Raw genomic sequence first — 23,581 nt, forward strand, 5'->3', positions numbered from 1 at the left:
ATTCCAAGTATATGAAGTACAGATATTAATAATTAAATGTTCCCAGTCCGAGCATCTTGCTCGTGAGGAAGTATCTTGCTCGCGCGGGTGTACCTCACCAAAGTGGAATCCGCTGTATTATTAATAAGTAAGTAGGCACAAATAAACCTCACTATGTAACACAATGTAAACCAGTTAAAACCCTTGAGATTGCTTCCTTCCACTCCGTTCCAGTGCAATAAGTGTAGGTTGGGTTGAGGAACCGTTAGCGGAGCTTATCCGTTAGGATAAACCCAACATTAGTAAGGTTTTGTTGGGTTTCCCTTCGGGAAGCTACGCTAACACTGCCGTTCAACCCAACCTACATTTTTAGACTATTGCACCATTTAAGATGAAACAGTCCAGTAGGCACAAATAAACCTCACTATGTAACACAATGTAAACCAGTTAAAACCCTTGAGATTGCTTCCTTCCACTCCGTTCCAGTCGCAATGACATAGTAATATTTAATTACGCCGATCTACTTAATTATCAATTATCAATTATCAATTATTAATTATTAATTATTAATTATTAATTATCCCACACTCCCTGAACAAGAGAGCGCGGGAATTCTTACTATCTCAATTAAAAAACTAAGTCAACCCTACCAACTTTGAACTTAATTCCCAAAGCTTAATTGCTTTATCATCATCACTCGCTTCATCAGAAACTTCTTGCACAAAAGACTGACGATCTTTCTTTTGGCGATTTCCCCAACTCCAATACATTCCAGACTCCTTATACTCAGGCTCTTTAACTAAAGCAGCAACCCTTTCTCCTGCTAAATCTTGAGAAACATATCCCCCAGTAATATTCTTCTGGAATAGCGGGAAAATTTTCTGGAACAAAGGATAATGATTTCGGAAGAGAGGCGTATCTGCCACACATCCAGGATACAGAGAACTAAAAACAATTCCCGTTGACTCATGATAACGCCGATGCAACTCGCGCATTGTCAATACATTACAGAGTTTGCTATCTTTATAAGCTTTACCAGACTTAAACTTCTTGCCATTAATCATCGTAATAGGAGCTTTGAAACCTGCTTCAAAACCCTGCAAATTTCCTAAATCTGGAGGTGCTGGAATTGGAATCTTTCCTCCCAACTCTTTCGGGTTAGCTGTCACAGTTCCCAAAATCACCAATCTTTTATCTGTAGCAGGAGACTGTTTCAAATCCTCTAACATAATGTTACATAGAAGAAAATGTCCGAGATGATTTGTTGCTACACTCAACTCATACCCATCTGCACTCCGCATCGGTTCTTTTAATAGAGGCAAATATACCGCAGCGTTACATACCAAAGCTTTCAGAGACCTACCACTTTCTCTAAAAGTATTGACAAATCGCTTTACACCATCTAAACTTGCCAAGTCCAAGTGCATAACAGTGTAGCTATCTTTTGCCATACCCACTTCTTGAGCAGCTTTTTCCGCCTTTGAGAGGTCTCGACAAGCCATCACTACATACCATTCACCTGTTTTAGCCAGAGCTTTCGCTGCGTATAAACCCACCCCTGACGATGCGCCCGTAATTACTACTGTTGATTTGTGATTTTGTTCCATTCTCAATGAGATTTTGTAAAATTCGATTGACTAATCCCATGATTTTACAACAGATTTGGCCAAATTATACCATTTCTCAAAAACTTTTCAACCTGCATCTTGAGTAGGGCAGTAGGGGAGTAGGGGAGTAAGGGAGTAGGGGAGTAGTAAACATAAGAATAATTAACACTAACTAGCTCATAATTACCAAAAAGGTTATTACTCCTATGTTAATTAGTTAATAATTTAAGAGCAAAATTATAGCATTAATGGGAATAATTCTCTGATTGTAAACTTTAATCACAAGACTCAAGCATTTTAACCCTACTGATGATAGTTTTAAGAATGTAAATGAACTGACATAGGAGCAAGTTATGCCATTCGGATTCTTGAAAAATTCCAGAGGGGAAGAGGAACACCTACACATCTACGGTGGTGTCAATGCAGACGGTACGCAGATGGAAGGTGTTGGTGAAGGTTTTACTAGCGAAAAAACTGGTACAGGAACCTATAAAATAACATTCACACCTTCTTCTTTTGCCAGTAAACCAGCACCAGTTTGTACCGTTGATGGGCAGGGTACATTTGACAAGTCAATCTCCATCATTGAGATTACTAAAGAGTATTTCACCTGCATTACTTCAAACGCTACAGCTCCTGTTGATTGTGCTTTTACATTTATTGCTTTTGGTGACGCTTAATAAGAGTCTTAACTGTTCAAAACCCTCGCCACAGATGTTAACAGCATATTAATTATGCTGTATTTAATAGCTGATTTGTAAACTTAGCTGAAAGTCTTATACTACATAGCTTTTAGTAATTTAGGGGTTATTGGACGATAACTTGCTAAACCTTAAGTATAGTAAGGAGTTCAGCTTCTTAATATTTACTTTAGAAATCAGCTCTAAAACGTATTTAAAACTTAGTAGAATTAAATTTAGCCCCAGACTTTTTGTTTGAGGGCTTTTTTCTTATTTTGCTATATACTTGGGTAAGATTTCAGCTTCTGTTTCTACATCCCTTTGATCAGGATATCAAACCTTGAAATCTTATCTAATACAAGAGAAAAAACCTAAAAACACCAATAATACAAAAAATGAAACGAAGAAAACTAATTAACCATATTGCAACTGCTACAAGTGTGGCAACTTTAGCTGCTTGTACTCAAAACACTTCTGAAACTACCTCTACTGATACTGATAGCTTACCCTCTATAAAATGGAGAATGACCACGAGTTGGCCTCGCTCCCTAGATACAATTTTTGGTGGGGCACAAACAGTGTGCGATCGCGTCGCAGCAATGACCAACGACAAATTTAAAATTACACCCTATTCCGCAGGCGAAATAGTAGGAGGATTAGAAGTTCTGGATGCTGTCCAACAAGGTACAGTACAATGTGGCCATACTGCTAGCTACTACTACGTTGGCAAAAATCCAGCCCTTGCATTTGGCACAACTGTTCCATTTGGCTTAACTGCCCAACAACAAAATGCCTGGTATTACCATGGTGGAGGGCTAGAAATAATGCACAAACTTTATTCTGACTTTAACATTATCAGTTTCCCCGCTGGTAATAGTGGAGTACAAATGGGAGGTTGGTTTAAGCGAGAGATTAATACTATTAACGACCTTAAAGGTTTAACTATGCGTATCCCTGGTTTCGGTGGTGAGGTAATGAAAAAATTAGGAGTAAATACTCAAGTTCTTCCTGGTGGTGAAATTTATCTCGCTCTAGAACGGGGTGCTATTGATGCTGCTGAATGGGTAGGTCCTTATGATGACCAGAAATTAGGTTTGAATAATGCTGCGAAATACTATTATTATCCTGGTTGGTGGGAACCTGGTCCGACTTTTGATGTACAAGTTAATCTAAATGAATGGAATAATTTGCCAAAAGAATATCAGGAAGCTTTTAAGACAGCTGCATATCAAGGAAATATCAATATGTTAGCTAAATATGATGCTTTAAACGGAGCAGCATTGGCAGAATTGATAGCAGGTGGTACTGAATTACGCCCCTACAGTCAAGAAATTTTACAAGCAGCACAGAAAGCAGCTTTTGAATTTTACGAAGAGAAAGCTAGTCAGGATGCAACTTTTAAAGAAGTCTACGAACAGTGGAAAAAGTTCCGAGAACAGATTTATAAATGGAATGCTATTAATGAATTGAGTTTTGCTCAATTTACGTTCAACAACCCCCTAAATTGAATTGAGAATTCAGAAGTCAGAAGTCAGAATTCAGAAGTCAGAAGTCAGAAGTCAGAATTTCCATCACGGACTAAATTTGAGAGGAGCGAGAATGTCTTAACTGCTCTAGCGGTTGCTATAAATATAGTTAAGAAAGAATTGGCTCTTGACAATTACTGATGATGAATCTTAGACAAGGAAGTGTTTTTCCCACTATTCCCTATTCCCTGTTCCCTATTCCCTATTCCCTATTCCCTATTCCCTGTTCCTTGCTATAACACATAAATAAATAATGAAACGTCGAAACCTAATCAGTTATGCTACTGTTGCTGCTACAAGTGCAGTTGCTTTGCCTGCATTGAGTCAAACCGAACCCCAACAAATAAAATGGAGAATGACAACGAGTTGGCCGAAATCTCTCGATACCTTGTTTGGTGGAGCGCAGAGGATTTGCGATCGCGTAGCAGGTTTGACCAATGGCAGATTTACTATTACTCCCTATCAAGCTGGTGAAATAGTCGGAGGGTTGGAAGTTTTAGATGCTGTACAACAAGGCACCGTACAATGTGGTCATACAGGTAGTTTTTACTATAAAGGCAAAAATCCTGCCTTAGCATTTGCAACTTGTGTTCCATTTGGTTTTACTGTCCAACAACAGAATGCCTGGCTATATCATCAAGGGGGCCTAGAAGCAATGCAAAAAATTTATGCTGATTTTAATGCGATTAACTTCCCAGCGGGTAGCACGGGGGTACAAATGGGTGGCTGGTTTAGAGAGGAAATTAATACTTTAGCTGATCTCAATGGTTTAAAAATGCGCATTCCTGGTTTGGGAGGAGATGTGATGAGTAAGTTGGGAGTAAATGTTCAGGTGTTACCTGGTGGGGAAGTTTATTTAGCTTTAGACAGAGGAGCTATTGATGCTGCTGAATTTACAGGGCCTTATGATGATGAGAAATTGGGTTTATATAAGGCTGCAAAATATTATTATTATCCTGGCTGGTGGGAACCTGGTCTAACTTTAGATGTATTAGTTAATTTGGATGCTTGGAATCAGTTACCAAAAGAATATCAGGAAATTTTTCAGACTGCTGCTTATGAAGTTAATTTGAATATGTGGGCTCAATATGATGTTTTAAATAGTGAAGCGTTGCCAAGATTGATTAAAAAAGGTGTCCAATTGAGGGCTTTTACCCCAGAAATTATGGAAGCTGCTCAGAAGGCTGCTTTTGAGATTTATGAGGAAAATGCTAGTAAAGATGGGAGTTTTAAGGAGGTTTATCAACAGTGGAAAAAATTTAGAGAACAAGTTTTTAATTGGAATAAAGTTAATGAGTTGAGTTTTTCTCAGTTTTCGTTCAATAACCCGCTAAAGTGAATTTAGAATTTAGAATTCAGAATTTAGAATTCCCACAACAGACTAAATTTGAGAGGAGCGAGAGTGAATTTAGAATTCAGAATTTAGAATTTAGAATTTAGAATTCTGAATTCCCACAACGGACTGAATTTGAGAGGAGCGAGAATGTCTTAACTGCTCTAGCGGTTGCTATAAATAAATATAGTTAAGAAAGAATTGGCTCTTGACAATTACTGATGATGAATTTTAGACAACGGAAGTGTTTTTCCCACTATTCCCTATTCCCTATTCCCTATTCCCTATTCCCTGCTATAACACATAAATAAAAATGAAACGTCGAAACCTAATTAGTTATGCTACCGTTGCTGCTACAAGTGCAGTTGCTTTGCCCGCTTTAAGTCAAAACACATCCGAACAAATAAAATGGAAAATGACGACAAGTTGGCCGAAACCTCTAGATACTTTGTTTGGTGGGGCACAAACAGTCTGCGATCGCGTAGCAGCTTTAACCAATGGCAAATTTACTATTACTCCTTATCAAGCCAATGAAATAGTTGGAGGGTTGGAAGTTTTTGATGCCGTGCAACAGGGAACTGTACAGTGTGGTCATACTCCTAGTTATTACTATAAAGGCAAAAGTCCTGCCCTGGTGTTTGCAACTTCTGTTCCTTTTGGCTTGACTGCCCAACAACAAAATGCCTGGCTATATCATGGCGGGGGTTTAGAAGCTATACAAAATATTTATTCTCAGTTTAATATCATCAACTTTCCTGCTGGTAATACTGGAACACAAATGGGTGGTTGGTTTAGGCAAGAGATTAATACTGTAGCCGATCTTAATGGTCTAAAGATGCGTATTCCTGGTTTAGGGGGCGATGTGATGAGTAAGTTGGGAGTAAATGTACAGGTGTTACCTGGTGGGGAAGTTTATCTAGCTTTGGAGCGAGGAGCTATTGATGCGGCTGAATTTAGCGGACCTTATGATGATGAAAAGTTGGGTTTGTATAAAGCAGCAAAATACTATTATTATCCTGGTTGGTGGGAACCTGGTGCTACTTTAGATTTATTGGTTAATTTGGATGCTTGGAATCAGTTACCAAAAGAATATCAGGAAATTCTTCAGACTGCTGCTTATGAGGCTAATTTGAATATGTTAGCTCAATATGATGCTTTAAATCGTGAGGCTTTAGCTAGATTGATCGAAAAAGGTGTTCAGTTGAGGGCTTTTAGTCCAGAAATTATGCAAGCTGCCCAGAAGGCTACTTTTGAATTATATGAGGAAACTGCCAGCAAAAATGGAAGTTTCAAGGAAGTTTATCAACAGTGGAAAAAATTTAGAGACCAAGTTTTTAATTGGAATAAAGTTAATGAGTTAAGTTTTTCTCAGTTTTCTTTTCTTGATAGCAAATGAACTAAGGCAGAAGGTAGAAGGCAGAAGGCAGAGGGCAGAAGGCAGAAGGCAGAAGGGAATATTGTTTCAAAGGGAAAAGGTTTTTCGTTATACCAATTCACTATCTTATATCATGTCCGGTTGAATAATTAGACAATGGTTGTCCGAAGGCAGGAGGCAGGAGGCAGGAGGCAGAAGGTTTTCTTTCATTGTCACCTTAATTTTATACACGCTCCGATGCTACCGGACATGATATTACTTTTGACTTTTGACTTTTGACTTATAACTTATAACTGCTGATTATCCGGACATGATATAGTGACTAATTTCAAGGGCGATTAATATTTGCTACAAGAAGTACGGACATTAACAGTTAAATGTTTCCAGTGCGGGCATCTTGCCCGCTATAGATGTACCTTATACCAATTCACTATCTTACTTTTGACTTTTGACTTTTGACTTTTGATTTATAACTTCATTTGCGACAAGAAGTACGGATATTAACAATTAAATGTTTCCAGTGCGGGCATCTTGCCCGCTATAGATGTACCTTATACCAATTCACTATCTTACTTTTGACTTTTGACTTTTGACTTTTGACTTATAACTTATAACTTATAACTTCTAGTTTAGCTTTCCTACTGCCCATTCTTGAGGTAAATTTTGCTCTGGAAATACTAATCTTGCTTGTAAATAATGTTCCAAAGATTTAATTAGATTATGGGTATAATTTCCATAACAGCGAGTTTGATAAATTACAGCTAGATTGTTATTAACTATTGCCCATTCATAGGGAAAATCATTAAAATTAAATACTTTCAAAGCTAACTCGCAGCAAGCTAAAGCAATTTCTAAATTAACATCAGAATCTCCATCTGGTAGTGCCCAAATAATCCGACCAAAGTTTACTAATGCACTAGCAATTGTAGTTGCTCTATTTTGACAAATGTGAGGAAAAACTTGATTTGCCCACTTGCGTAAAACGTATATTAAATGAGGTTCTAACAAATCAAGATTTTCTACAATTAGAGGGTAAATTTTTTGAGTGTCACCTTCACTTTCCCCAGTTACTTGCAACGCTTCTAGCAAAAATGGTAAAGTTTCATTAATAGGGATATTTAAATCAGGAATGAGAAGTTTAGCTTCTAACCAAGCAGCAAAATTCTGAGAATATGGCAGATTTTCATCTAGAACTATATATATCGGAAAATATGATTGCATAAATTTATATTTACTTAATTTTGCTTTTATTGGCTGTGGTTGAAAGTAGATCATTTTTAATGTTTTTGTGCCTCTATTATGAGCATAATTACATTCTATTTTCCCATTCTCAAGAGCAGCTTTCCGGATCGTATTCAATTATTTTTCTAGATTTACTAGAACTTAAATGAAAAATCTAGGGTAATTAATTGTTTTTATATAGTTTAGTTGAGATTATTATAGTTATGTGGCGTAATAAGGTTGCAAATCAGGTTTTAATTATTAACATTGATAAAGACTATCTCAGTTTTATAAAAAATTCTACTTTGTATGTTAAAAATTGACGTGCGGAATGTGGGTTAATTATTCGGTAAACGAAATAATCTGTAGGGATGTTGCATGCAACGTCCCTACTATTCCCTGTTCCCTATTCCCTGTTCCCTATTCCCTAACTTCTGCAAGAAGTCTTGACTAAAAATGCAGCACATTCTACATGAGCAGTTTGAGGAAAAAAGTCTGCAGGTTGTACTTTTCTCAACTCATATTTACCAGTCGAACATAGAAATTTCAAGTCGCGAGCCAAGGTTGCAGGTTTACAACTAATATAGACGATACGTTCAGGTAAAATTTCTAAAAGAGTTTCTAAAACAGAGCGATCGCAACCTTTTCTCGGTGGATCTAACAAAACCACATCTGGCTTGACTTGCAACTGAGGTAGTAAATCTTCAACTTTCCCTTCATAAAAAATGACATTTGTCAAGTGATTAGCTTCAGCATTCAACTGAGCCTGTTTTATGGCCATGGGTTGAACTTCTAGACCAATAGCTATACTCTTTCTAGTACCCATTTTAAAGGACTCCTCACTCAAGGTTTCAATAGAGTCGCGATCGCGAACGCCCATCTGCTGCAAATATTTAGCTAGAGGTAAAGTGAAAGTACCAATGCCACAATAAGTATCAACAATAATCTCCGATCCATTCAAAGCCAACTCTTGAATTACTATTTCTATTAATTTTTCCGCAGTCTTTGTATTTACCTGGAAAAAAGTATCGGGGGTCAATTGAAATTTTAAACCACTAAACTCTTCGTATAGATACAACCTACCAACAACACAAACAGTCTGTTGACCAAAAATAGTATTTGTTGCCTTGGAGTTGTAGTTCACACAAACACCTACTAAGCGAGAATAATCTTCTAACCATTTTTGTGCTTGGAATTCAATACCTGGTAATAATTCTTTGATTTTTTCCTCCTCTCCATTTACAACCAAGGTCAACAATATTTCCCCTGTGTTGTTACCTATCCTCAAAGATAAGTGGCGTAAGATACCTGTATGTGTCTGTTCATCATATATTTTCCAGCCTTGCCTAGTAATATCTTGTTTTACTTCTTTGAGTAAAGGATTTAAACGTTCGTCTTGAATGGGACATTGATTTAGATTAATCACTTTATGGCTACCTTTTTGATAATAGCCAGCTTTAACTTGACCTGTAGTGGAAATACTGAGAGGATATGTAGCTTTGTTACGATATCCAAAAGCCGCTGGAGATGCTAGAGTTGGATCTACTCCTGATAATGTTAGCCCTCCTATTCTCTTTAAAGCTTGAATAACTTGATTTTGTTTAGCTTGGAGCTGATATTCATAACTAATATGCTGCCATTGACAACCACCGCATTTGTCTGCAACTATACAATAGGGTTTTATACGATATTTGGATGTTTCTAGGAGTTGGTGTAATTTCCCATAAGCATATTTTGGTTTGACCACTGTTAGACGAGTAAGTAGGCGATCGCCCGGAACTGTATCAGGTACAAATATGACTTTTTGACCATAGCGGCCTACTCCATCACCGCTATCTGTTAAGTCTGTGATAGTTATTTTCACAATTTGACCTTGTTGACAAGGTAGTGTAGCTAAGTTTTGATTATTAATATTCACTCATTTCTTTTGTCTACAAAGTTGATTTTAGAGTCATGTATAACCCATATTATTAGGTAATATCATGTCCGGTTGAACAGTTATAAATAAATAACGACTTAGGAGTCAGGAGTCAGGAGTCAGGAGTCAGGAGGGAAGACTGAAGTTGGAAGAAGAATAACTGGAGTTGAAGGAGAAAGTTTTTTATCACTAATTATCCGGACATGATATAAGATAAACTTAATATAGAGGAAACCTGCGCCATCTCCAATTGAGTAATAAAAAAGAGAATATTCCAGATTTCAAGCTTCTTGCTTCAAGAAGTACTGATAACTGATAACTGATAACTAATATCATATTCGGATAATCAGTTATAAAAAACCTTCTGCCTTCTAACCTTGCTCTTTCTCTTCTGCCTTCTGCCTTCTGCCTTCTGCCTTCGGTCCGCAGATATTATAAGTATTCAACCGAACATGATATAAGATGACTCCCTACTTCCTGCTCTAGAATTACCAAATTTTGACTTATGACTCTTAATAATTGACTTTTAATATCAAATCCGCCTAATTGTACATAGATCCAATAACGTAAAATTAAGGGTTTTAAGCTATTGATTGTAATGGTATTTAACCGGATATGATATAATATCATATCCGGATAATCAGTGATAAAAAACCTTTTCCCTTTAAACCAATATTCCCTTCTGCCTTCTGCCTTCTGCCCTCTGCCTTCCTTCCTCCAAAGTGTAAGTATTCAACCAGACATGATATAAATCCCTCAAATTTGATGACTGAGAAAGGTCGTAAATAGCTAAAATGAAATATAATTCTGAAAATTTTTGATAATTATGAGTGTAGTTAGCCAAGTTATTCTCAAAGCAGACGATGAATTACGTTACCCCAGTAGTGGGGAACTTCAAGCCATAAATACTTTTTTAAAAACAGGCGAGCAGCGCGTGCGTATTGCTAGCGTGCTTTCTGAAAATGAGAAAAAAATTGTGGACAAAGCTAGTCAAGAGTTGTGGCGTAGGCGTCCAGATTTTATTGCCCCTGGTGGTAATGCTTTTGGTCAACGTGAGCGTGCCTTGTGCCTCCGGGATTATGGTTGGTACTTGCGTTTGATTACTTATGGAGTACTAGCTGGTGATAAAGATCCAATTGAAAGTATTGGTTTGATTGGTGTTCGGGAAATGTATAACTCATTGGGTGTACCAGTTCCTGGAATGGTAGAGTCAATCCGTTGTTTGAAGGAAGCTTCTCTTGCTTTACTTGATGATGAAGATGTTCAGGAAGCTGCTCCTTACTTTGACTATATCATTCAGGCCATGTCCTAAGTTTTTTTTTGTTTTTTGTAGCTTTAATTCCCATCTAAGAAATTCGTGAAGTTCTCTCCCGTTAAATCGAAGATTATAACGGGAGCTTATCAAACAAAGAAGTTTCTTGTTTCCCAGGCTGATTAACATCTAAGCCTCCACAAGCAGACAAGATGATACCCACCTCGTTTAGTGCTTTATTTAATATGTTAATTGCAGCGTTTTCATCTCTATCTAAAACCGTTTTACATTTAGGACAAGAATGAGTTCTAACTGATAAAGTTTTAGGTACTTTCTGACCACAATTACTGCAATTTTGCGATGTATTGTGAGGATTAACTTTAACTACTCTGAGGTAATTATTAATTAGGGCCTGCTGATTAACTATAAAAGCATTGACTGGTATTGGTTTTAGCCTTCTGAGATTCCCAAAAAGTGCGCTTGTTTTAGTCTAAAACGTTCAAAAAGGAGCGCATTTTGGCAAATCGAGGACAGAAAAATTGAGAGACAATTCTTACTTCTACCTCCTCGCTCATCCCCCGTTCCTCCTGTCTCCTGTCTCCTGTCTCCTGTCTCCTGTCTCCTGTCTCCTACCCTCACCCATAAGACTTTTTCAGCAAACCCTAATTATTAATTGTTGAAGTTGTCCATATCCATTATTTCTAAACTTCAGTTATTCCCTCTTCCTTCTTCCCTCTTCCTTCTTCCTTCTTCAAATTACACCACCAGCGATCGCTACTAAGATGAATACCCCAAAAGCTAATCTATACCAAACAAATATCCATGTATCTTTAGTCTGTAAGTATCTAATCAACCAAGCAATTGCTATATAAGAAAAAATTATTGCAGATATAATTCCAGCAATAGTAGGTACTAAACCAACCCCTCCAAACCCTTCATCTAATAGAGTTTTAAGTTCAACTAAACCTGCTAAAGTAATCGCTGGAAGACCCAATAAAAAAGAAAATTTTGCTGCTGTAGCCCTTTCTAACCCCATAAATAGGCCACCTGTAATAGTTGAGCCAGAGCGAGATACCCCAGGGACTAATGCCAATGCTTGAGCTAATCCCATGAGTATGCCATCTTTAGTATCTAGTTGCTCAAAATTACGTTTTCGACTGCCAATTCTCTCTGCTATTCCTAATAATAAAGCCATAACTATTGAAGCAATAGCGATCGCCACTGTACTCCGCAAAGGCGAGTTATCAAAATCTGGAATAAATATTTTGATTAGTAACCCAAAAAATACTATTGGTATGGTTCCTAGTGCTATTCCAACTGCCATGCGGAAATCTGGAGACTGGTAGTCGGATGTGACTATAGATTTATATGCACCAACCGCAATCTTTGTCAAGTCCTGCCAAAAATACCAAACAACTGAAAAAATACTGCCCAATTGAATCACAGCGGTAAAAGCCACACCAGGGTCTCCCCAACCCAGGGCCACAGGAACAATCTTGAGGTGAGCCGTACTACTAATAGGTAAAAATTCTGTTAACCCTTGTACCATCCCTAGAATAACTGCTTGAAAAATATTCATTTGTGATAGCTGCTCAGAGGTGGAAGCCGGGTCTAAAGGTAATGATTGGCCTACTTTTTCTAGAGAGATAAAAATTGGGGCGCTGAGAATGACAGCAAATAAGAATTTCATTCAGTAGGGACTTAAGTAGAACTATGGCTTGATTATAGCATCAGAAGTATTACCACTTTTTTGAGTTTTAACTCCTCAAAACTCTTGATTCCATAGGATTTTTGTTTATTGTTAACTCTTCCTAAAAAATCCCCTCTTAGGGGATAAAGTAGCTGTTATTATTAAAAATACCCCTGGAGGGGATAATAGATATGTATAATATATTAAATTACATAAAGTTAAGTAAAAAATATTAAAAATACCTTGTTTAATAATACTTTATTTGCTAAAGTCACAATGCTTTACCCAGAAAAGTTTGGGACAAATTCATTATTCTTTTTTTCTGAAAATATTAGAATCAGCCAAAAATGGGCTGTGTTTTGCACTGCGGTATTTCTGGTATCAGTGCCAGTATTTTTTCAAGCTCCAATGGTACGTCAATTACCTTGGTTAAGTTTAGCGATGACAGGCTTCTGGTTATGGCTAAGTTTAAAACTACTTAAAGATAGAGCTACCCATATATGGGGAGACCTATTATTGGGATTTACTTGGAGTTGGTTGACAAAGAGTTACGGGCAGCAGAAGACCCAGAGTTTGAAACATTTTATACCAAAAACATTTTGTTGAACGAGGGTATCCGAGCATGGATGGCACCTCAAGATCAACCACATCAAAACTTTATATTCCCTGAGGAGGTTCTACCACGTGGTAACGCTCTCTAATTCTTCCATGATGGGAGGTCGCGATATCGAGTCCACAGGTTTCGCCTGGTGGTCTGGAAACGCCCGTCTGATCAATTTATCCGGTAAACTGCTAGGTGCTCACGTTGCTCACGCAGGTCTAATCGTATTCTGGGCAGGAGCAATGACTTTATTTGAAGTTGCTCACTTTGTTCCAGAAAAGCCAATGTACGAACAAGGCTTGATCCTCATGCCTCACGTTGCTACTTTAGGCTGGGGTATAGGTCCTGGTGGTGAGGTAACTGACATATTTCCATACTTTGTAGTAGGTGTTTTGCACCTAATTTCATCTGCTGTTCTTGGTTTAGGCGGTATTTATCATGCCGTTCGTGGTCCAGAAACTCTTGAAGAATATTCTTCTTTCTTCGGATATGACTGGAAAGATAAGAACCAGATGACTAACATCATCGGTTACCACTTAATCTTATTAGGTTGTGGTGCGCTGTTGTTGGTATTCAAGGCCATGTTCTTTGGTGGTGTCTATGATACTTGGGCACCAGGTGGTGGTGATGTTAGGGTAATCACTAACCCTACTCTCGATCCAGCTGTTATTTTTGGTTATCTAACCAAAGCACCTTTTGGAGGAGAAGGCTGGATCATCGGTGTTAGCAACATGGAAGATATCATCGGCGGTCATATCTGGATCGGTCTGATTTGTATCTTCGGTGGTGTTTGGCATATTCTAACTAAGCCTTTCGGTTGGGCACGTCGTGCTTTCATCTGGTCTGGAGAGGCTTATCTTTCCTACAGTTTGGGTGCTCTATCCTTAATGGGTTTAATTGCTGCGTGTTTCGTATGGTTTAACAACACAGCTTATCCTAGCGAATTCTACGGCCCAACTAACGCTGAAGCTTCTCAAGCTCAGTCTTTTGTATTCTTAGTCCGTGACCAAAAGTTAGGTGCTAATATTGGTTCTGCTCAAGGTCCAACTGGTCTTGGTAAGTATCTGATGCGTTCTCCTACTGGTGAAATCATCTTCGGTGGTGAAACAATGCGTTTTTGGGACTTCCGTGGTCCTTGGTTAGAGCCTCTTCGTGGTCCTAATGGTCTCGACTTGAATAAATTAAAGAACGATATTCAGCCTTGGCAAGTACGTCGTGCTGCTGAGTACATGACTCATGCTCCTAACGGTTCCATTAACTCCGTAGGTGGCATTATCACTGATATTAATGGGTTCAACTATGTTAACCCTCGTGCTTGGTTAGCTGCAGCTCACTTCATTCTTGGCTTTTTCTTCTTAATTGGTCACTTATGGCACGCAGGACGCGCTCGTGCTGCTGAAGGTGGTTTTGAGAAAGGTCTCGACCGTGAAACAGAGCCAGTACTATCTATGCCTAACCTTGACTAATATTTAGTTAGCGTATCTCACTGATAGCTACAGTTATTTAAGAGCCTCACCGAATATCCGGTGAGGTTCTTATTTTTGTATATAGTCATTCCAGTTAAGATTGAGACAAGGGTTTCTTGCCTTGAAAGAGAGTTTCAGGTATCTGCGTCAATTACCACAACGATTGGAAGACAAAACAGTTATAGTAAGAGCTATCAAAGTACTTTTCCTGTTACAGTTCCTGCTCATAAAAGAATTCAGGCTGAAGCAATAGTTCAGAAGGCTCTATTATCTGTTCCTTATGTTATGGAATTGAGAGATCCAAGTGGAACTATCGTAGAATCTCGCGGTACATGGAAAGGTGTTATATCATGTCCGGTTGAACAGTGATAAATAAATAACTACGGAGGAGTCAGTCCTCAGGAGTCAGTCCTCAGGAGTAAAGAGGGAAGAAAGAAGAAGAACTGGAGTTGAAGGAGAAAGTTTTTTTATAACTAATTATCCGGACATGATATTACATCCTGGAAATTGAGTTCTAAATTTATAGAACTCTAACTTGAACAGGACTTAGGCAAAGACACTATATGTAGCGTCCATCCATTTAGGCGATCGCTATAAATTTTTAAGCGATCGCCTGAACAATAAAATTATCATAGCTAATACAAAGATACCCTCTTTAAATTGATTTTAGCTATATGTAAATGTGGCTAATTGTAAATAATTTTTGCTAAAATACTCTAATTACTGTAGAATTATATTATTGTTAAATTTGAGCTAACAATATAAATTTTAACTATATTCATTACTGTCAGTATTTACTCAATTATCATACAAATTATACCATCACAAATTTAGCAAATCACCTAGAAAATATTAGCCATGATACGATAAATCGTTATTTAAAATTAGCTAATAATCGATCGCTCCCACCTGATAATTGTAAGCTGACTACTGATAACTGAGTGCTAATTTATAATGAATGAAACCATACCAAAAAATAAAAATTAAAGAATGTCATGAACCACTCATCCCAATTCCCTTAGAAAAATTTGGTACTGAATCACCCCATCCCTATCAAAAATTAGGCGCACCTTATCATTTATCTCCAGCAAATTCACCTTATTTTCTACGTCAAAAAGTATTAGATAGTTTGATGGCAGCTCAAACAAAACTACAACAAAAATATCCCAGTTGGCACATCCAAATATTTGATGCTTATCGCCCCATTGCTGTACAACAATTTATGGTAGATTACACTTTTGTAGAAACGGTAAAAGCTGAAGGTTTAACATTAGATAGTCCGGAGCTGACAGAAGCAAAACGTCAAGAAATTTTAGAGTTAGTTTATCAGTTTTGGGCTGCTCCTAGTCTAAACCCTGCTACACCACCACCTCATAGTACTGGTGCTGCTGTGGATGTAACTTTAGTGGATGCTAATGGCAAAACTGTTGATATGGGTTCTCCTATTGATGAGTTGTCTCCCCGCTCTTATCCTAATCATTTTTTGGAGAGTAAAAATGAGGATGCTCAGAAATATCATCAACATCGACAGTTATTGGCAGAAGTAATGTTATCAGTGGGATTTCAGCAACATCAAGATGAATGGTGGCATTTTTCTCTGGGCGACCAAATGTGGGCTTGGTTGACAAGTCAGGAGAACGGTGGAGGTGAGGTTGTGGCACGATATGGACGAGTAAATTGAAATAGTTATCAGTTTTAGCTGAAAATTTACCGAAAAGCGACCTTGAAAGTCCCCGTGTTTTAACCGGGGGATGAAAACAAGCGAGTCGTTTAGACGAGACAACTTTAGTTGTCCTGTGCTACTATCTGGATACACAAATGTTTAGACAAAAGTAAGCAGCAAAGCATGGTTTAGACGCTATGCCGACTGTGTAGGGGCATCTTGACTTGTCCCCAAAGAATATATCTTTAGGTCAGAATCATGAGAAACGAAGCAACAAAGATTTATCCTGTTGCGTAGTATCAACTTAGAATCCCCTCGGATTTAGGCAGGGGAGTAGTCAAAGCTTATTTGATCAACTAAGGCACTTATGCTGAGGGAAGAAGGAAAAATTGGATGGGGTATAATACCCAATCCAATTGTAGGCACTCCCGTTGACGGTGGAGTTTTGTACCCTTGTTTCCTTCAGTCATGGGCAGATAGAGGGCAGGAGTCAGAATTCCCCTCTGCCTTTCCTGATAAAAGTCTCTTCAGAAAAATAATTTGTTTATTAAGTGTTGAAAATCAAATATTATCTCTGCTTTTATAATAATAAATTATCGACCCAGATCACTCCACAAAGAAGCTGGATGGGGAATAACATTAGATTCAACTTGAGAGTTTTGTTCAGATGATTGAGTTAGATAAACACGGGTTGCACTATAACTCACTATAAACATAGAAAAAGCTACCAAGAATGCTACTACAACTCGGTCTAAAGCAGATATATTATCTAAGTGCTGAGAGTTTTGAGAGTTCATAGAACTTAAGTCTCCTCAATTCCTTACTTTTTCATTATCTCAGATATTTCTGTATTAACAGATACTTTTAATAAAAATTTATCTTTAAGGTTCTGGGAACTGACTAATTTGTAGGGGCAATGCAACTTGTTCAGTTAAAGAGATTGGAAGGTCTGCTTTATGGGAAATGATTCCGTGACCTACTCCAGTTATTATTCCTAAGATAGCTGGCAATACTAGAGAAGCAAAGTTATTCATTGATGATTACACAGAAAATTACAACTACAGCATCTCAATTTCATTATGTTTAATTCTGTAACAAAGTTTACATTATAGTTAAATTTTATTAAGCAATCTATTACAATTTCCCAATTTAGACATCTCCAGAAAAGAGGGAGTAGGGAGTAGGGAGTAGGGAACCCACCCCTAACCCCTCCCAGGAGGGGAAAATAGAAAGATTTACTGTTTAAGCACTCATGATAAGTTTTTTCATCACTGATTATCCGGACATGATATTAGTTTATCAGTTGCGAGTCAAACAAGCTTTTGAACGCGAAAGTATTAGTATTAATGTACCGCAGTGATCGTTATCTGTGAAAAATTTATCTGATTTTACTAATTAAAAACAAGATTGTAACACTTATTCATCTGTGAATTAATACAGCAGTTTTCGAGTTGATCGGGTAAAAAGTTTTATACTTTTAGGGAACAGGAAATAGGGAACAGGGAATAGGGAACAAGAAATGAAGAAAAATTATAGATTAGTCTTAAACTGTACCTCATTATGAAATTTGCTGTATATAAGAACTCAGCTATCAGCTTTGTTCTTTGTTTTTATTGTTCTATTGACGTTTGTATCTGACTCCAATGTACCTAATGGAACAGGTATTCTGCGAAGATTTTAAAATAAGTGCTATCTCTTGATAGTTTTTTCAACACATCTAGCAACAAACAAGTTGCTTAGGACATAGACTGATCGTCAACTCCAGATAGGGAAATGTTTTTCCCTATTCCCTATTCTCTATTCCCTATTCCCTATTCCCTATTCCCTGCTATCGCATTGATTATAATTACTTTAACATCAATAAAATTTTGGAGTAGAAGGCGCAATGAAAAGACTCAAAGTAATCTTTTTGGTAATTTCTATTTGGTTAGGGATACTGCTGATGCAACCTTACCTAAACGCCAACTCTACCTCACCAGAAAATTTTTCTACCTTTACAGAATGGTGTTTAAATCAAACAAATATTTCTCCCACTTCTCAATATACAGTTAAAACTCTCTTGCAAAAAGCCAGAACTAATGACTGTATTGAAGCAGACAAAAAACTTTCTAGTCTTTCTGCTCTCTCCCTCAATAATAATTATATTATTAATCTTGCTCCTATATCCAGCCTGAAAAATCTCACAAAACTATCTCTAAATGCTAATCAAATTCAAGAATTATCTCCTCTATCTAACCTTCCTAAGTTAACTGATTTATTTCTCGATAGTAATAAAATTGAAGATATTTCTGACTTATCTAAATTAACTAATTTAACCAAACTCGAACTCAATGATAATAGAATAAAAAATATATATCCTCTATCTAATTTAACTAAATTAACTCATCTGAGCCTGATTTTTAATCAAATTGAAAATGTATCTTCTCTATCCAATTTAACAACATTAACTGAATTAAATCTCGGAGTTAATCGCGTTATAAACCTCAAACCTCTATCAAATTTAACTAATTTAACTCACCTATATCTTAATGATAATCAGCTCAGAAAAATTGCGCCCTTATCTAACTTAACTAACCTCACTAATTTGTATTTGTATCGCAATCAAATTAGTGATATTTCTTCTCTTTCTAACCTCACTAATCTAACTTATCTTAATCTGAGTGATAATTACATTACTGAAGTTTCCAATCTTTCTAGTTTAAGGAATCTGAAAATTCTGATTCTGGTTTTCAATCAAATTAAAAAAATTGATTCTTTATCAACTTTGACAAATCTTAGTTTTCTAGATTTAAGTCGTAACAGAATTACAGATATTAATTCTCTTTCAACTTTAATTAAATTAGATGTACTGAATTTGCGAAATAACCCAGTTGCTAGAATTTGCCCCGTTCAACCAGAATCAATTTGTCGTTTCTAAAAGAAGGAAGAGGGAAGAGGGAAGAGGGAAGAAGGAAGAAGCAAAAGGAATAAGGAAGAGGGAAGAAGCAAAAGGAAGAGGGAAGAAGGAAGAGGGAAGGGGGAAAAATTTTGCGTTTCAAGTTTTTTTGATTTTTTGAACTGCTCCTTGCAGAGTAAAATTATTAGCTGATTCTCGATCTAATGCCTGTATTGAATAGCTTAAAAATAGAGTCTAGTTTGTCTTTTAACGTAAGCATTCAGCTATTAGCATTTCCTAGGTCATTCTCCGCAAACAACAATCAGATGCATGAACATATTCAAGCAAGAACTGAGGTTAGGTTATAGCCAATTTCATTAATGAATTTTAATTCTCCTTTGTGGATAATTTGCCTCTAGTATGATAATGAGTTAATAAGTTAATAATAAATAGCTAATAGCTAATGGCTGACTGCTGAATGCTTACCTTTTAACTACTAATTTAAAGCATAAACATAAGTTAATATCCTTAGTTGACTAAAATTTCAAATAACATATATAATTCGTTTAAAGATTACTCTTAAATATCAGGAATAATTTATGTGGCCAACTTGTATAAATAAGCTATCTCCTTTTAAAGGTAACTTTAGCGAAGAAATACCAAAGTTGTTGAAGGTTGCTTTCAACGAAAAGGGGATATTTAATGAAGATGAAATGTTTATGCCTGTTCGTATAGTTAATATTTTAGGTCGTTGCAGTACAGCAATGTATCTTGACTGTCCTAATATTCCTGAACACCATTTGTATCATGCCGAAGGATATGAAGACGATCCAGATTATGATGTAGGAAGATACTACTGGTTTGATTTTGATATTGTAAGAATGGATGGATTATTGTTGTTCTTAAGAATGGTTATTAATAAAGGTGATGCTGATTGTAATGATGGTTTTTGGGGGGTTGTTTGGGAGCGTAATACAGAAGAGATTATTGCTAATATTATTAGTAGTGGTGATATGGAAACAACGATAGAAGCAATTTCAAAACAACACATAGATATTTATGAATCTCAGGAAATTTTAATGCCTACAATTTTTGATCGAACTGATTATAAAAGTAATAATATTAAAGTTGCTAACGATACAAAACTAGAAAAAAATCTGCGTTTTGTGACTAAATTTTGTATGGAGTTGATATATTATAACCGAAAAAAGAACTGGATAGAATCAATACATTACGAGGAGGAAGAGGAGATATCAGAGCTAGTAGCGATAGATGATAAATTCATAGATGATGATGAATTAGAGGATTAACTTAATTGAAAAATTGCCTGATCAAACAAAAGAGTGGGTAGTCTCAATTGAAACGGTAATTCAACTTTAATCTGTTATTATTGTCTGACTATTTGTATCAGTTTTACTAAGCAGTAAAAATTAACCCAAGGTAATTAAGATATATAACTAGGTAAAGATTACTCTTAAATATCAAGAATAATTATGTGGCCAACCTGTATAAATAGGCTATCTCCTTTTAAAGATAACTTTAGCGAAGAAATACCAAAGTTGTTGAAGGTTGCTTTCAACGAAAAGGGGATATTTAATGAAGATGAAATGTTTATGCCTGTTCGTATAGTTAATATTTTAGGTTGTTGCAGTACAGCAATGTACCTTGACTGTCCTAATATCCCTGAACATCATTTAGATCACGCCGAAGGATATGAAAACGATCCAGATTATGATATGGGAAGATACTTCTGGTTTGATTTTGACATTGTAGGAATGGATAAATTATCGTTGCCTCTAAGAATAGTTTTTAATGAAGGTGACGCTGATTGTAATGATGGCTTTTGGAGGGCTATTTGGGAGCGCAATACAGAAGAGATTATTGCCAATATTATTAGTAGTGGTGATTGTGAAACAACGATAGAAGCAATTTCAAAGCAACACATAAATATCTATGAGTCTCAGGAAATTTTAATTCCTACAATTTTTGATCAAACTGATTCTATAAGCGATCACATTATAGTTGCTAAAGATACAAAAATAGAAAAAATTATACGTTTAGCGATTCAGTTTTTCTATACATGGATATATTACAACCAAGATAAGAATCAGATAGAATCAATACATTACAAGGAGGAAGAGGAGATATCAGAGCTAATAGCGATAGATGATGAAGTAGAGGATTAACTTAATTGAAAAATTGCCTGCTCGAACAAAATAGTCGGCAATCTCAATTGAAACGGAAATTCAACTTTAATCTGTTATTATTGTTTGACTATTTGTATCAGTTTTACTAAGCAGTAAAAATTTAGCTAAAGTAATTAAGAGTGAAATGAAATAATTCTGTTTTAGTATAAGTTTTTCCCGAAATATCCTAATTTTAATTAGGGCTTGATGATTAAATATCAAAGCATTTACAGATAAAGGTTTTAGCCTTTTTAGGGCCTTTAAAAAGTACACCTGTTTCAGTCTAAAACACTCAAAAAGTTAGTATTTTAGGTGCATAGTTGGGCAGAAAAATCATTCTTACAATTCTTACCCCTACCTCCTCGCTCATTCCTATTTCTCCTGTCTCCTGTCTCCTGTCTCCTGTCTCCTACCCCCACCCATAAGATTTTTTCAGCAAACCCTAATTATCTTTTTCTTTTGGGTTAAATACCCCGCCGTCTACACAATGTTTACAATTGGTTAGGGTTTGTAGACATGAAGTGGCGTGTCGAAGATTACCCCCATCCACTTCTTCCTTCTTCCTTCTTCCCTCTTCCTTCTTAAGGAGAATTTTTTGCTTCCTATTCCCTACTCAAATATTGAATTAAATAATCGGTTATTTTTTCACTACCACCAGGTTTACCCATCCTTTCAATACCATTGCGAATACAAGCTTCTAAATACTCCTTATCTGTCAAAGTTTCTTTTACTTTTTGAGCTGCTTCTTGCAGGATAAAATTATTAGCTGCTTGTTTACCAATAACCTGTACTGAACAACCTAAAAGTCTGGTTTGAGCTTCCGCAAACCGATAAGTAAATGAAGGACCTTCACCAGGAATAGTAATGACAGGTTTTCCTAATCCTACCGCTTGTTCAATTGCAGTTCCTGCCATGCCAATTACCAAATTTGATTGTTGTAAAATATCGGCAAAAGCATCCTCATAACAAATTACTTCTATTGAATATTCCTCAGTTAAAAACGTCAACTTACCTGCTTGATATTGCCAATTTTCAAAAGTAGTGCCTCCTGCGGAATGCTGTGCAAAGGCTTCTAATTCAGATCTTAAAATAGGAACAGCAGCTACTCGAAACTGACAAACATTTTCTACCATAACTTTAACAATTTCTCTTACCAATTTAAGTAGCAAAGATAAATTTCTGCCAGCCTCCGGCAAACGAGAACCAGGCAAAATACCAATAGTAAATAATTCAGGTTTAAGTTGTAAATCTTTTCCTGTAGAAATTAAATTATCCATCACAGGCGTACCAACAAATTCTGCCTTCTTTATTCCTTGTCCGTTTAAATCTTTTGCAGTCAAAGCATCTCTAACAAAAATTTTTAAACATCTAGAATTATTCAGTAACTTTGGCAATATTAAACCCAGATTAATTCGACCTTCATAATAACTAGAATCAGCGGAAAGAAAAACCACATAAGGCAACTTTGTCCAATAAGCGATCGCTGCGACTACAATATCTCCAGTAGCCATAACTAAATCGCAGTTTTTCGCAAATTGTCGAACTATTTGTAACTGTCGCCAAGTTAAACTAATTAATCCTTGTCCCAAGTCTTTAAATAATAATAAAGGGTTCAAATAAAAAAAACCCCCTGATGGCATATTTGCTGTAGGGCCAATAATTGGTATTCCTAAATTTTTATAACTATTACCAGCACCAACAATAGGCATAGCTGATATAGTTGTATCTGAGGAAATTTTTGTAAAAGCTTTAATAATTTGACAATTATGTGTATCTTCTCCGTGACCATTACTTAAAAATAGTATATTTTTTGTTTTCATAATTATTATTGAGGCAAATATAAATTTTTTAAGTTTTCCCATTGTCAAAATTAAAGACAAGAAGGAATAATATCATGTCTGGTTGAATACTTAATAAATAACGGCTGAGGAGTCAGGAGTCATTTCAGTTATCAGTTATTAGTTATCAGTACCTCTGCCTGAATTCGGAGGCTTAAAATATTGAACTTTATTTTTTTTCATCCCCTTTAAAGGGGATGCTTGAGACCTAATTTTTTGATCAGGAAGAAATAAAGAAGGAAAAGAAGAAGAAAGTTTTTGATCGCTAATTAAACAGACATGATATAACGTTATTTCAGTTATCAGTTAGGGGAGGCTTCAGACCTGATTTTTTGGTCAATTTCAAAAGATATAGGAATCAGGAATCAGAA

20 protein-coding genes and 2 pseudogenes are annotated in these 23,581 nt (G+C 36.4%); 13 read left to right on the plus strand and 9 right to left on the minus strand.

Annotated features, from left to right (window positions below; translation table 11 throughout):
• Window positions 1-614: 614 nt before the first annotated feature.
• Complete coding sequence (locus F6K54_RS04910; protein ID WP_293075208.1) at window positions 615-1,586, minus strand: protochlorophyllide reductase; 972 nt, start codon at window positions 1,584-1,586, stop codon at window positions 615-617.
• 353 nt (window positions 1,587-1,939) lie between these two features.
• On the opposite strand from F6K54_RS04910, the gene F6K54_RS04915 reads away from it, so the two are divergent.
• From F6K54_RS04915 to F6K54_RS04930, 4 genes are all read left to right on the plus strand, one after another.
• A complete protein-coding gene (locus tag F6K54_RS04915) occupies window positions 1,940-2,266 on the plus strand; it encodes a hypothetical protein (protein WP_293075210.1) in 327 nt (108 codons plus the stop codon).
• A 395-nt stretch (window positions 2,267-2,661) separates the two neighbouring features.
• Window positions 2,662-3,774 (plus strand): TRAP transporter substrate-binding protein, encoded by a 1,113-nt coding sequence (locus tag F6K54_RS04920; RefSeq protein WP_293075212.1) that lies wholly within the window; start codon window positions 2,662-2,664, stop codon window positions 3,772-3,774.
• Between the two features lie 271 nt (window positions 3,775-4,045).
• On the plus strand, window positions 4,046-5,131 hold the full coding sequence (locus F6K54_RS04925) for a TRAP transporter substrate-binding protein (RefSeq protein WP_293075214.1): 1,086 nt from the start codon (window positions 4,046-4,048) through the stop codon (window positions 5,129-5,131).
• A gap of 307 nt (window positions 5,132-5,438) precedes the next feature.
• Window positions 5,439-6,521, plus strand: coding sequence for a TRAP transporter substrate-binding protein (locus F6K54_RS04930; protein ID WP_293075216.1), 1,083 nt, complete (start codon window positions 5,439-5,441; stop codon window positions 6,519-6,521).
• 603 nt (window positions 6,522-7,124) lie between these two features.
• On the opposite strand, the gene F6K54_RS04935 is transcribed toward F6K54_RS04930, so the two are convergent.
• The 3 genes from F6K54_RS04935 to F6K54_RS04945 form a co-directional block, all read right to left on the minus strand.
• Complete coding sequence (locus F6K54_RS04935) at window positions 7,125-7,775, minus strand: hypothetical protein (protein ID WP_293075218.1); 651 nt, start codon at window positions 7,773-7,775, stop codon at window positions 7,125-7,127.
• A gap of 373 nt (window positions 7,776-8,148) precedes the next feature.
• On the minus strand, window positions 8,149-9,639 hold the full coding sequence (gene rlmD / locus F6K54_RS04940) for a 23S rRNA (uracil(1939)-C(5))-methyltransferase RlmD (RefSeq protein ID WP_293075220.1): 1,491 nt from the start codon (window positions 9,637-9,639) through the stop codon (window positions 8,149-8,151).
• A gap of 664 nt (window positions 9,640-10,303) precedes the next feature.
• Window positions 10,304-10,483 carry a hypothetical protein gene (locus tag F6K54_RS04945; protein ID WP_293075222.1) on the minus strand — a complete coding sequence of 60 codons (180 nt, stop codon included), beginning with the start codon at window positions 10,481-10,483 and terminating at the stop codon, window positions 10,304-10,306.
• Between F6K54_RS04945 and F6K54_RS04950 the strand changes: the two genes are divergently transcribed.
• On the plus strand, window positions 10,466-10,951 hold the full coding sequence (locus F6K54_RS04950) for an allophycocyanin subunit alpha-B (protein ID WP_293071026.1): 486 nt from the start codon (window positions 10,466-10,468) through the stop codon (window positions 10,949-10,951). The genes F6K54_RS04945 and F6K54_RS04950 overlap by 18 nt on opposite strands.
• A gap of 73 nt (window positions 10,952-11,024) precedes the next feature.
• On the opposite strand, the gene F6K54_RS04955 is transcribed toward F6K54_RS04950, so the two are convergent.
• Both F6K54_RS04955 and F6K54_RS04960 read right to left on the minus strand, forming a co-directional pair.
• The gene (locus F6K54_RS04955) at window positions 11,025-11,336 is read right to left on the minus strand and encodes a zinc ribbon domain-containing protein (RefSeq protein ID WP_375341953.1); all 312 of its coding nucleotides are present in this window, start codon (window positions 11,334-11,336) and stop codon (window positions 11,025-11,027) included.
• Between the two features lie 306 nt (window positions 11,337-11,642).
• Window positions 11,643-12,470 (minus strand): undecaprenyl-diphosphate phosphatase, encoded by an 828-nt coding sequence (locus F6K54_RS04960; RefSeq protein WP_366558056.1) that lies wholly within the window; start codon window positions 12,468-12,470, stop codon window positions 11,643-11,645.
• 519 nt (window positions 12,471-12,989) lie between these two features.
• On the opposite strand from F6K54_RS04960, the gene F6K54_RS42690 reads away from it, so the two are divergent.
• The 5 genes and pseudogenes from F6K54_RS42690 (at window position 12,990) to F6K54_RS04985 (ending at window position 16,329) form a co-directional block, all read left to right on the plus strand.
• Entirely contained in the window at window positions 12,990-13,187 is a 198-nt protein-coding gene (locus tag F6K54_RS42690; RefSeq protein WP_366558057.1) for a DUF3120 domain-containing protein, read from the plus strand.
• Window positions 13,124-13,282 (plus strand): annotated as a pseudogene (locus F6K54_RS04970) (photosystem II protein D2); the annotation flags it as partial. The gene F6K54_RS42690 and the pseudogene F6K54_RS04970, both read left to right, overlap by 64 nt.
• Entirely contained in the window at window positions 13,266-14,648 is a 1,383-nt protein-coding gene (gene psbC / locus F6K54_RS04975) for a photosystem II reaction center protein CP43 (protein ID WP_293075226.1), read from the plus strand. The pseudogene F6K54_RS04970 and the gene psbC, both read left to right, overlap by 17 nt.
• Before the next feature lie 761 nt (window positions 14,649-15,409).
• A pseudogene (locus F6K54_RS04980) lies at window positions 15,410-15,541 on the plus strand (IS701 family transposase); the annotation flags it as partial.
• Between the two features lie 65 nt (window positions 15,542-15,606).
• Window positions 15,607-16,329, plus strand: coding sequence for a M15 family metallopeptidase (locus F6K54_RS04985; protein WP_293075228.1), 723 nt, complete (start codon window positions 15,607-15,609; stop codon window positions 16,327-16,329).
• A 575-nt stretch (window positions 16,330-16,904) separates the two neighbouring features.
• On the opposite strand, the gene F6K54_RS04990 is transcribed toward F6K54_RS04985, so the two are convergent.
• Window positions 16,905-17,108, minus strand: a complete 204-nt coding sequence (locus tag F6K54_RS04990; RefSeq protein ID WP_293075229.1) for a hypothetical protein — start codon at window positions 17,106-17,108, stop codon at window positions 16,905-16,907.
• 84 nt (window positions 17,109-17,192) lie between these two features.
• Window positions 17,193-17,345, minus strand: a complete 153-nt coding sequence (locus F6K54_RS04995) for a hypothetical protein (RefSeq protein ID WP_293075231.1) — start codon at window positions 17,343-17,345, stop codon at window positions 17,193-17,195.
• A gap of 851 nt (window positions 17,346-18,196) precedes the next feature.
• On the opposite strand from F6K54_RS04995, the gene F6K54_RS05000 reads away from it, so the two are divergent.
• From F6K54_RS05000 to F6K54_RS05010, 3 genes are all read left to right on the plus strand, one after another.
• Window positions 18,197-19,228 (plus strand): leucine-rich repeat domain-containing protein, encoded by a 1,032-nt coding sequence (locus tag F6K54_RS05000; protein WP_293075233.1) that lies wholly within the window; start codon window positions 18,197-18,199, stop codon window positions 19,226-19,228.
• A 557-nt stretch (window positions 19,229-19,785) separates the two neighbouring features.
• Complete coding sequence (locus F6K54_RS05005) at window positions 19,786-20,496, plus strand: hypothetical protein (protein ID WP_293075235.1); 711 nt, start codon at window positions 19,786-19,788, stop codon at window positions 20,494-20,496.
• A 183-nt stretch (window positions 20,497-20,679) separates the two neighbouring features.
• On the plus strand, window positions 20,680-21,372 hold the full coding sequence (locus F6K54_RS05010) for a hypothetical protein (RefSeq protein ID WP_293075237.1): 693 nt from the start codon (window positions 20,680-20,682) through the stop codon (window positions 21,370-21,372).
• Between the two features lie 602 nt (window positions 21,373-21,974).
• On the opposite strand, the gene F6K54_RS05015 is transcribed toward F6K54_RS05010, so the two are convergent.
• Window positions 21,975-23,192 carry a lipid-A-disaccharide synthase-related protein gene (locus tag F6K54_RS05015; protein ID WP_293075239.1) on the minus strand — a complete coding sequence of 406 codons (1,218 nt, stop codon included), beginning with the start codon at window positions 23,190-23,192 and terminating at the stop codon, window positions 21,975-21,977.
• Window positions 23,193-23,581 lie beyond the last annotated feature (389 nt).

This window comes from Okeania sp. SIO3B5, from assembly GCF_010692555.1.
GTDB lineage: Bacteria > Cyanobacteriota > Cyanobacteriia > Cyanobacteriales > Microcoleaceae > Okeania.

Bases quoted from the DNA above. Each gene is read 5' to 3' on its own strand.
- F6K54_RS04910 (WP_293075208.1), bottom strand. From the start codon at position 1,586: ATGGAACAAAATCACAAATCAACAGTAGTAATTACGGGCGCATCGTCA.
- F6K54_RS04915 (WP_293075210.1), top strand. From the start codon at position 1,940: ATGCCATTCGGATTCTTGAAAAATTCCAGAGGGGAAGAGGAACACCTA.
- F6K54_RS04920 (WP_293075212.1), top strand. From the start codon at position 2,662: ATGAAACGAAGAAAACTAATTAACCATATTGCAACTGCTACAAGTGTG.
- F6K54_RS04925 (WP_293075214.1), top strand. From the start codon at position 4,046: ATGAAACGTCGAAACCTAATCAGTTATGCTACTGTTGCTGCTACAAGT.
- F6K54_RS04930 (WP_293075216.1), top strand. From the start codon at position 5,439: ATGAAACGTCGAAACCTAATTAGTTATGCTACCGTTGCTGCTACAAGT.
- F6K54_RS04935 (WP_293075218.1), bottom strand. From the start codon at position 7,775: ATGATCTACTTTCAACCACAGCCAATAAAAGCAAAATTAAGTAAATAT.
- F6K54_RS04950 (WP_293071026.1), top strand. From the start codon at position 10,466: ATGAGTGTAGTTAGCCAAGTTATTCTCAAAGCAGACGATGAATTACGT.
- F6K54_RS04960 (WP_366558056.1), bottom strand. From the start codon at position 12,470: ATGAATATTTTTCAAGCAGTTATTCTAGGGATGGTACAAGGGTTAACA.
- F6K54_RS42690 (WP_366558057.1), top strand. From the start codon at position 12,990: ATGGTACGTCAATTACCTTGGTTAAGTTTAGCGATGACAGGCTTCTGG.
- F6K54_RS04985 (WP_293075228.1), top strand. From the start codon at position 15,607: ATGAAACCATACCAAAAAATAAAAATTAAAGAATGTCATGAACCACTC.
- F6K54_RS04990 (WP_293075229.1), bottom strand. From the start codon at position 17,108: ATGAACTCTCAAAACTCTCAGCACTTAGATAATATATCTGCTTTAGAC.
- F6K54_RS04995 (WP_293075231.1), bottom strand. From the start codon at position 17,345: ATGAATAACTTTGCTTCTCTAGTATTGCCAGCTATCTTAGGAATAATA.
- F6K54_RS05000 (WP_293075233.1), top strand. From the start codon at position 18,197: ATGAAAAGACTCAAAGTAATCTTTTTGGTAATTTCTATTTGGTTAGGG.
- F6K54_RS05005 (WP_293075235.1), top strand. From the start codon at position 19,786: ATGTGGCCAACTTGTATAAATAAGCTATCTCCTTTTAAAGGTAACTTT.
- F6K54_RS05010 (WP_293075237.1), top strand. From the start codon at position 20,680: ATGTGGCCAACCTGTATAAATAGGCTATCTCCTTTTAAAGATAACTTT.
- F6K54_RS05015 (WP_293075239.1), bottom strand. From the start codon at position 23,192: ATGAAAACAAAAAATATACTATTTTTAAGTAATGGTCACGGAGAAGAT.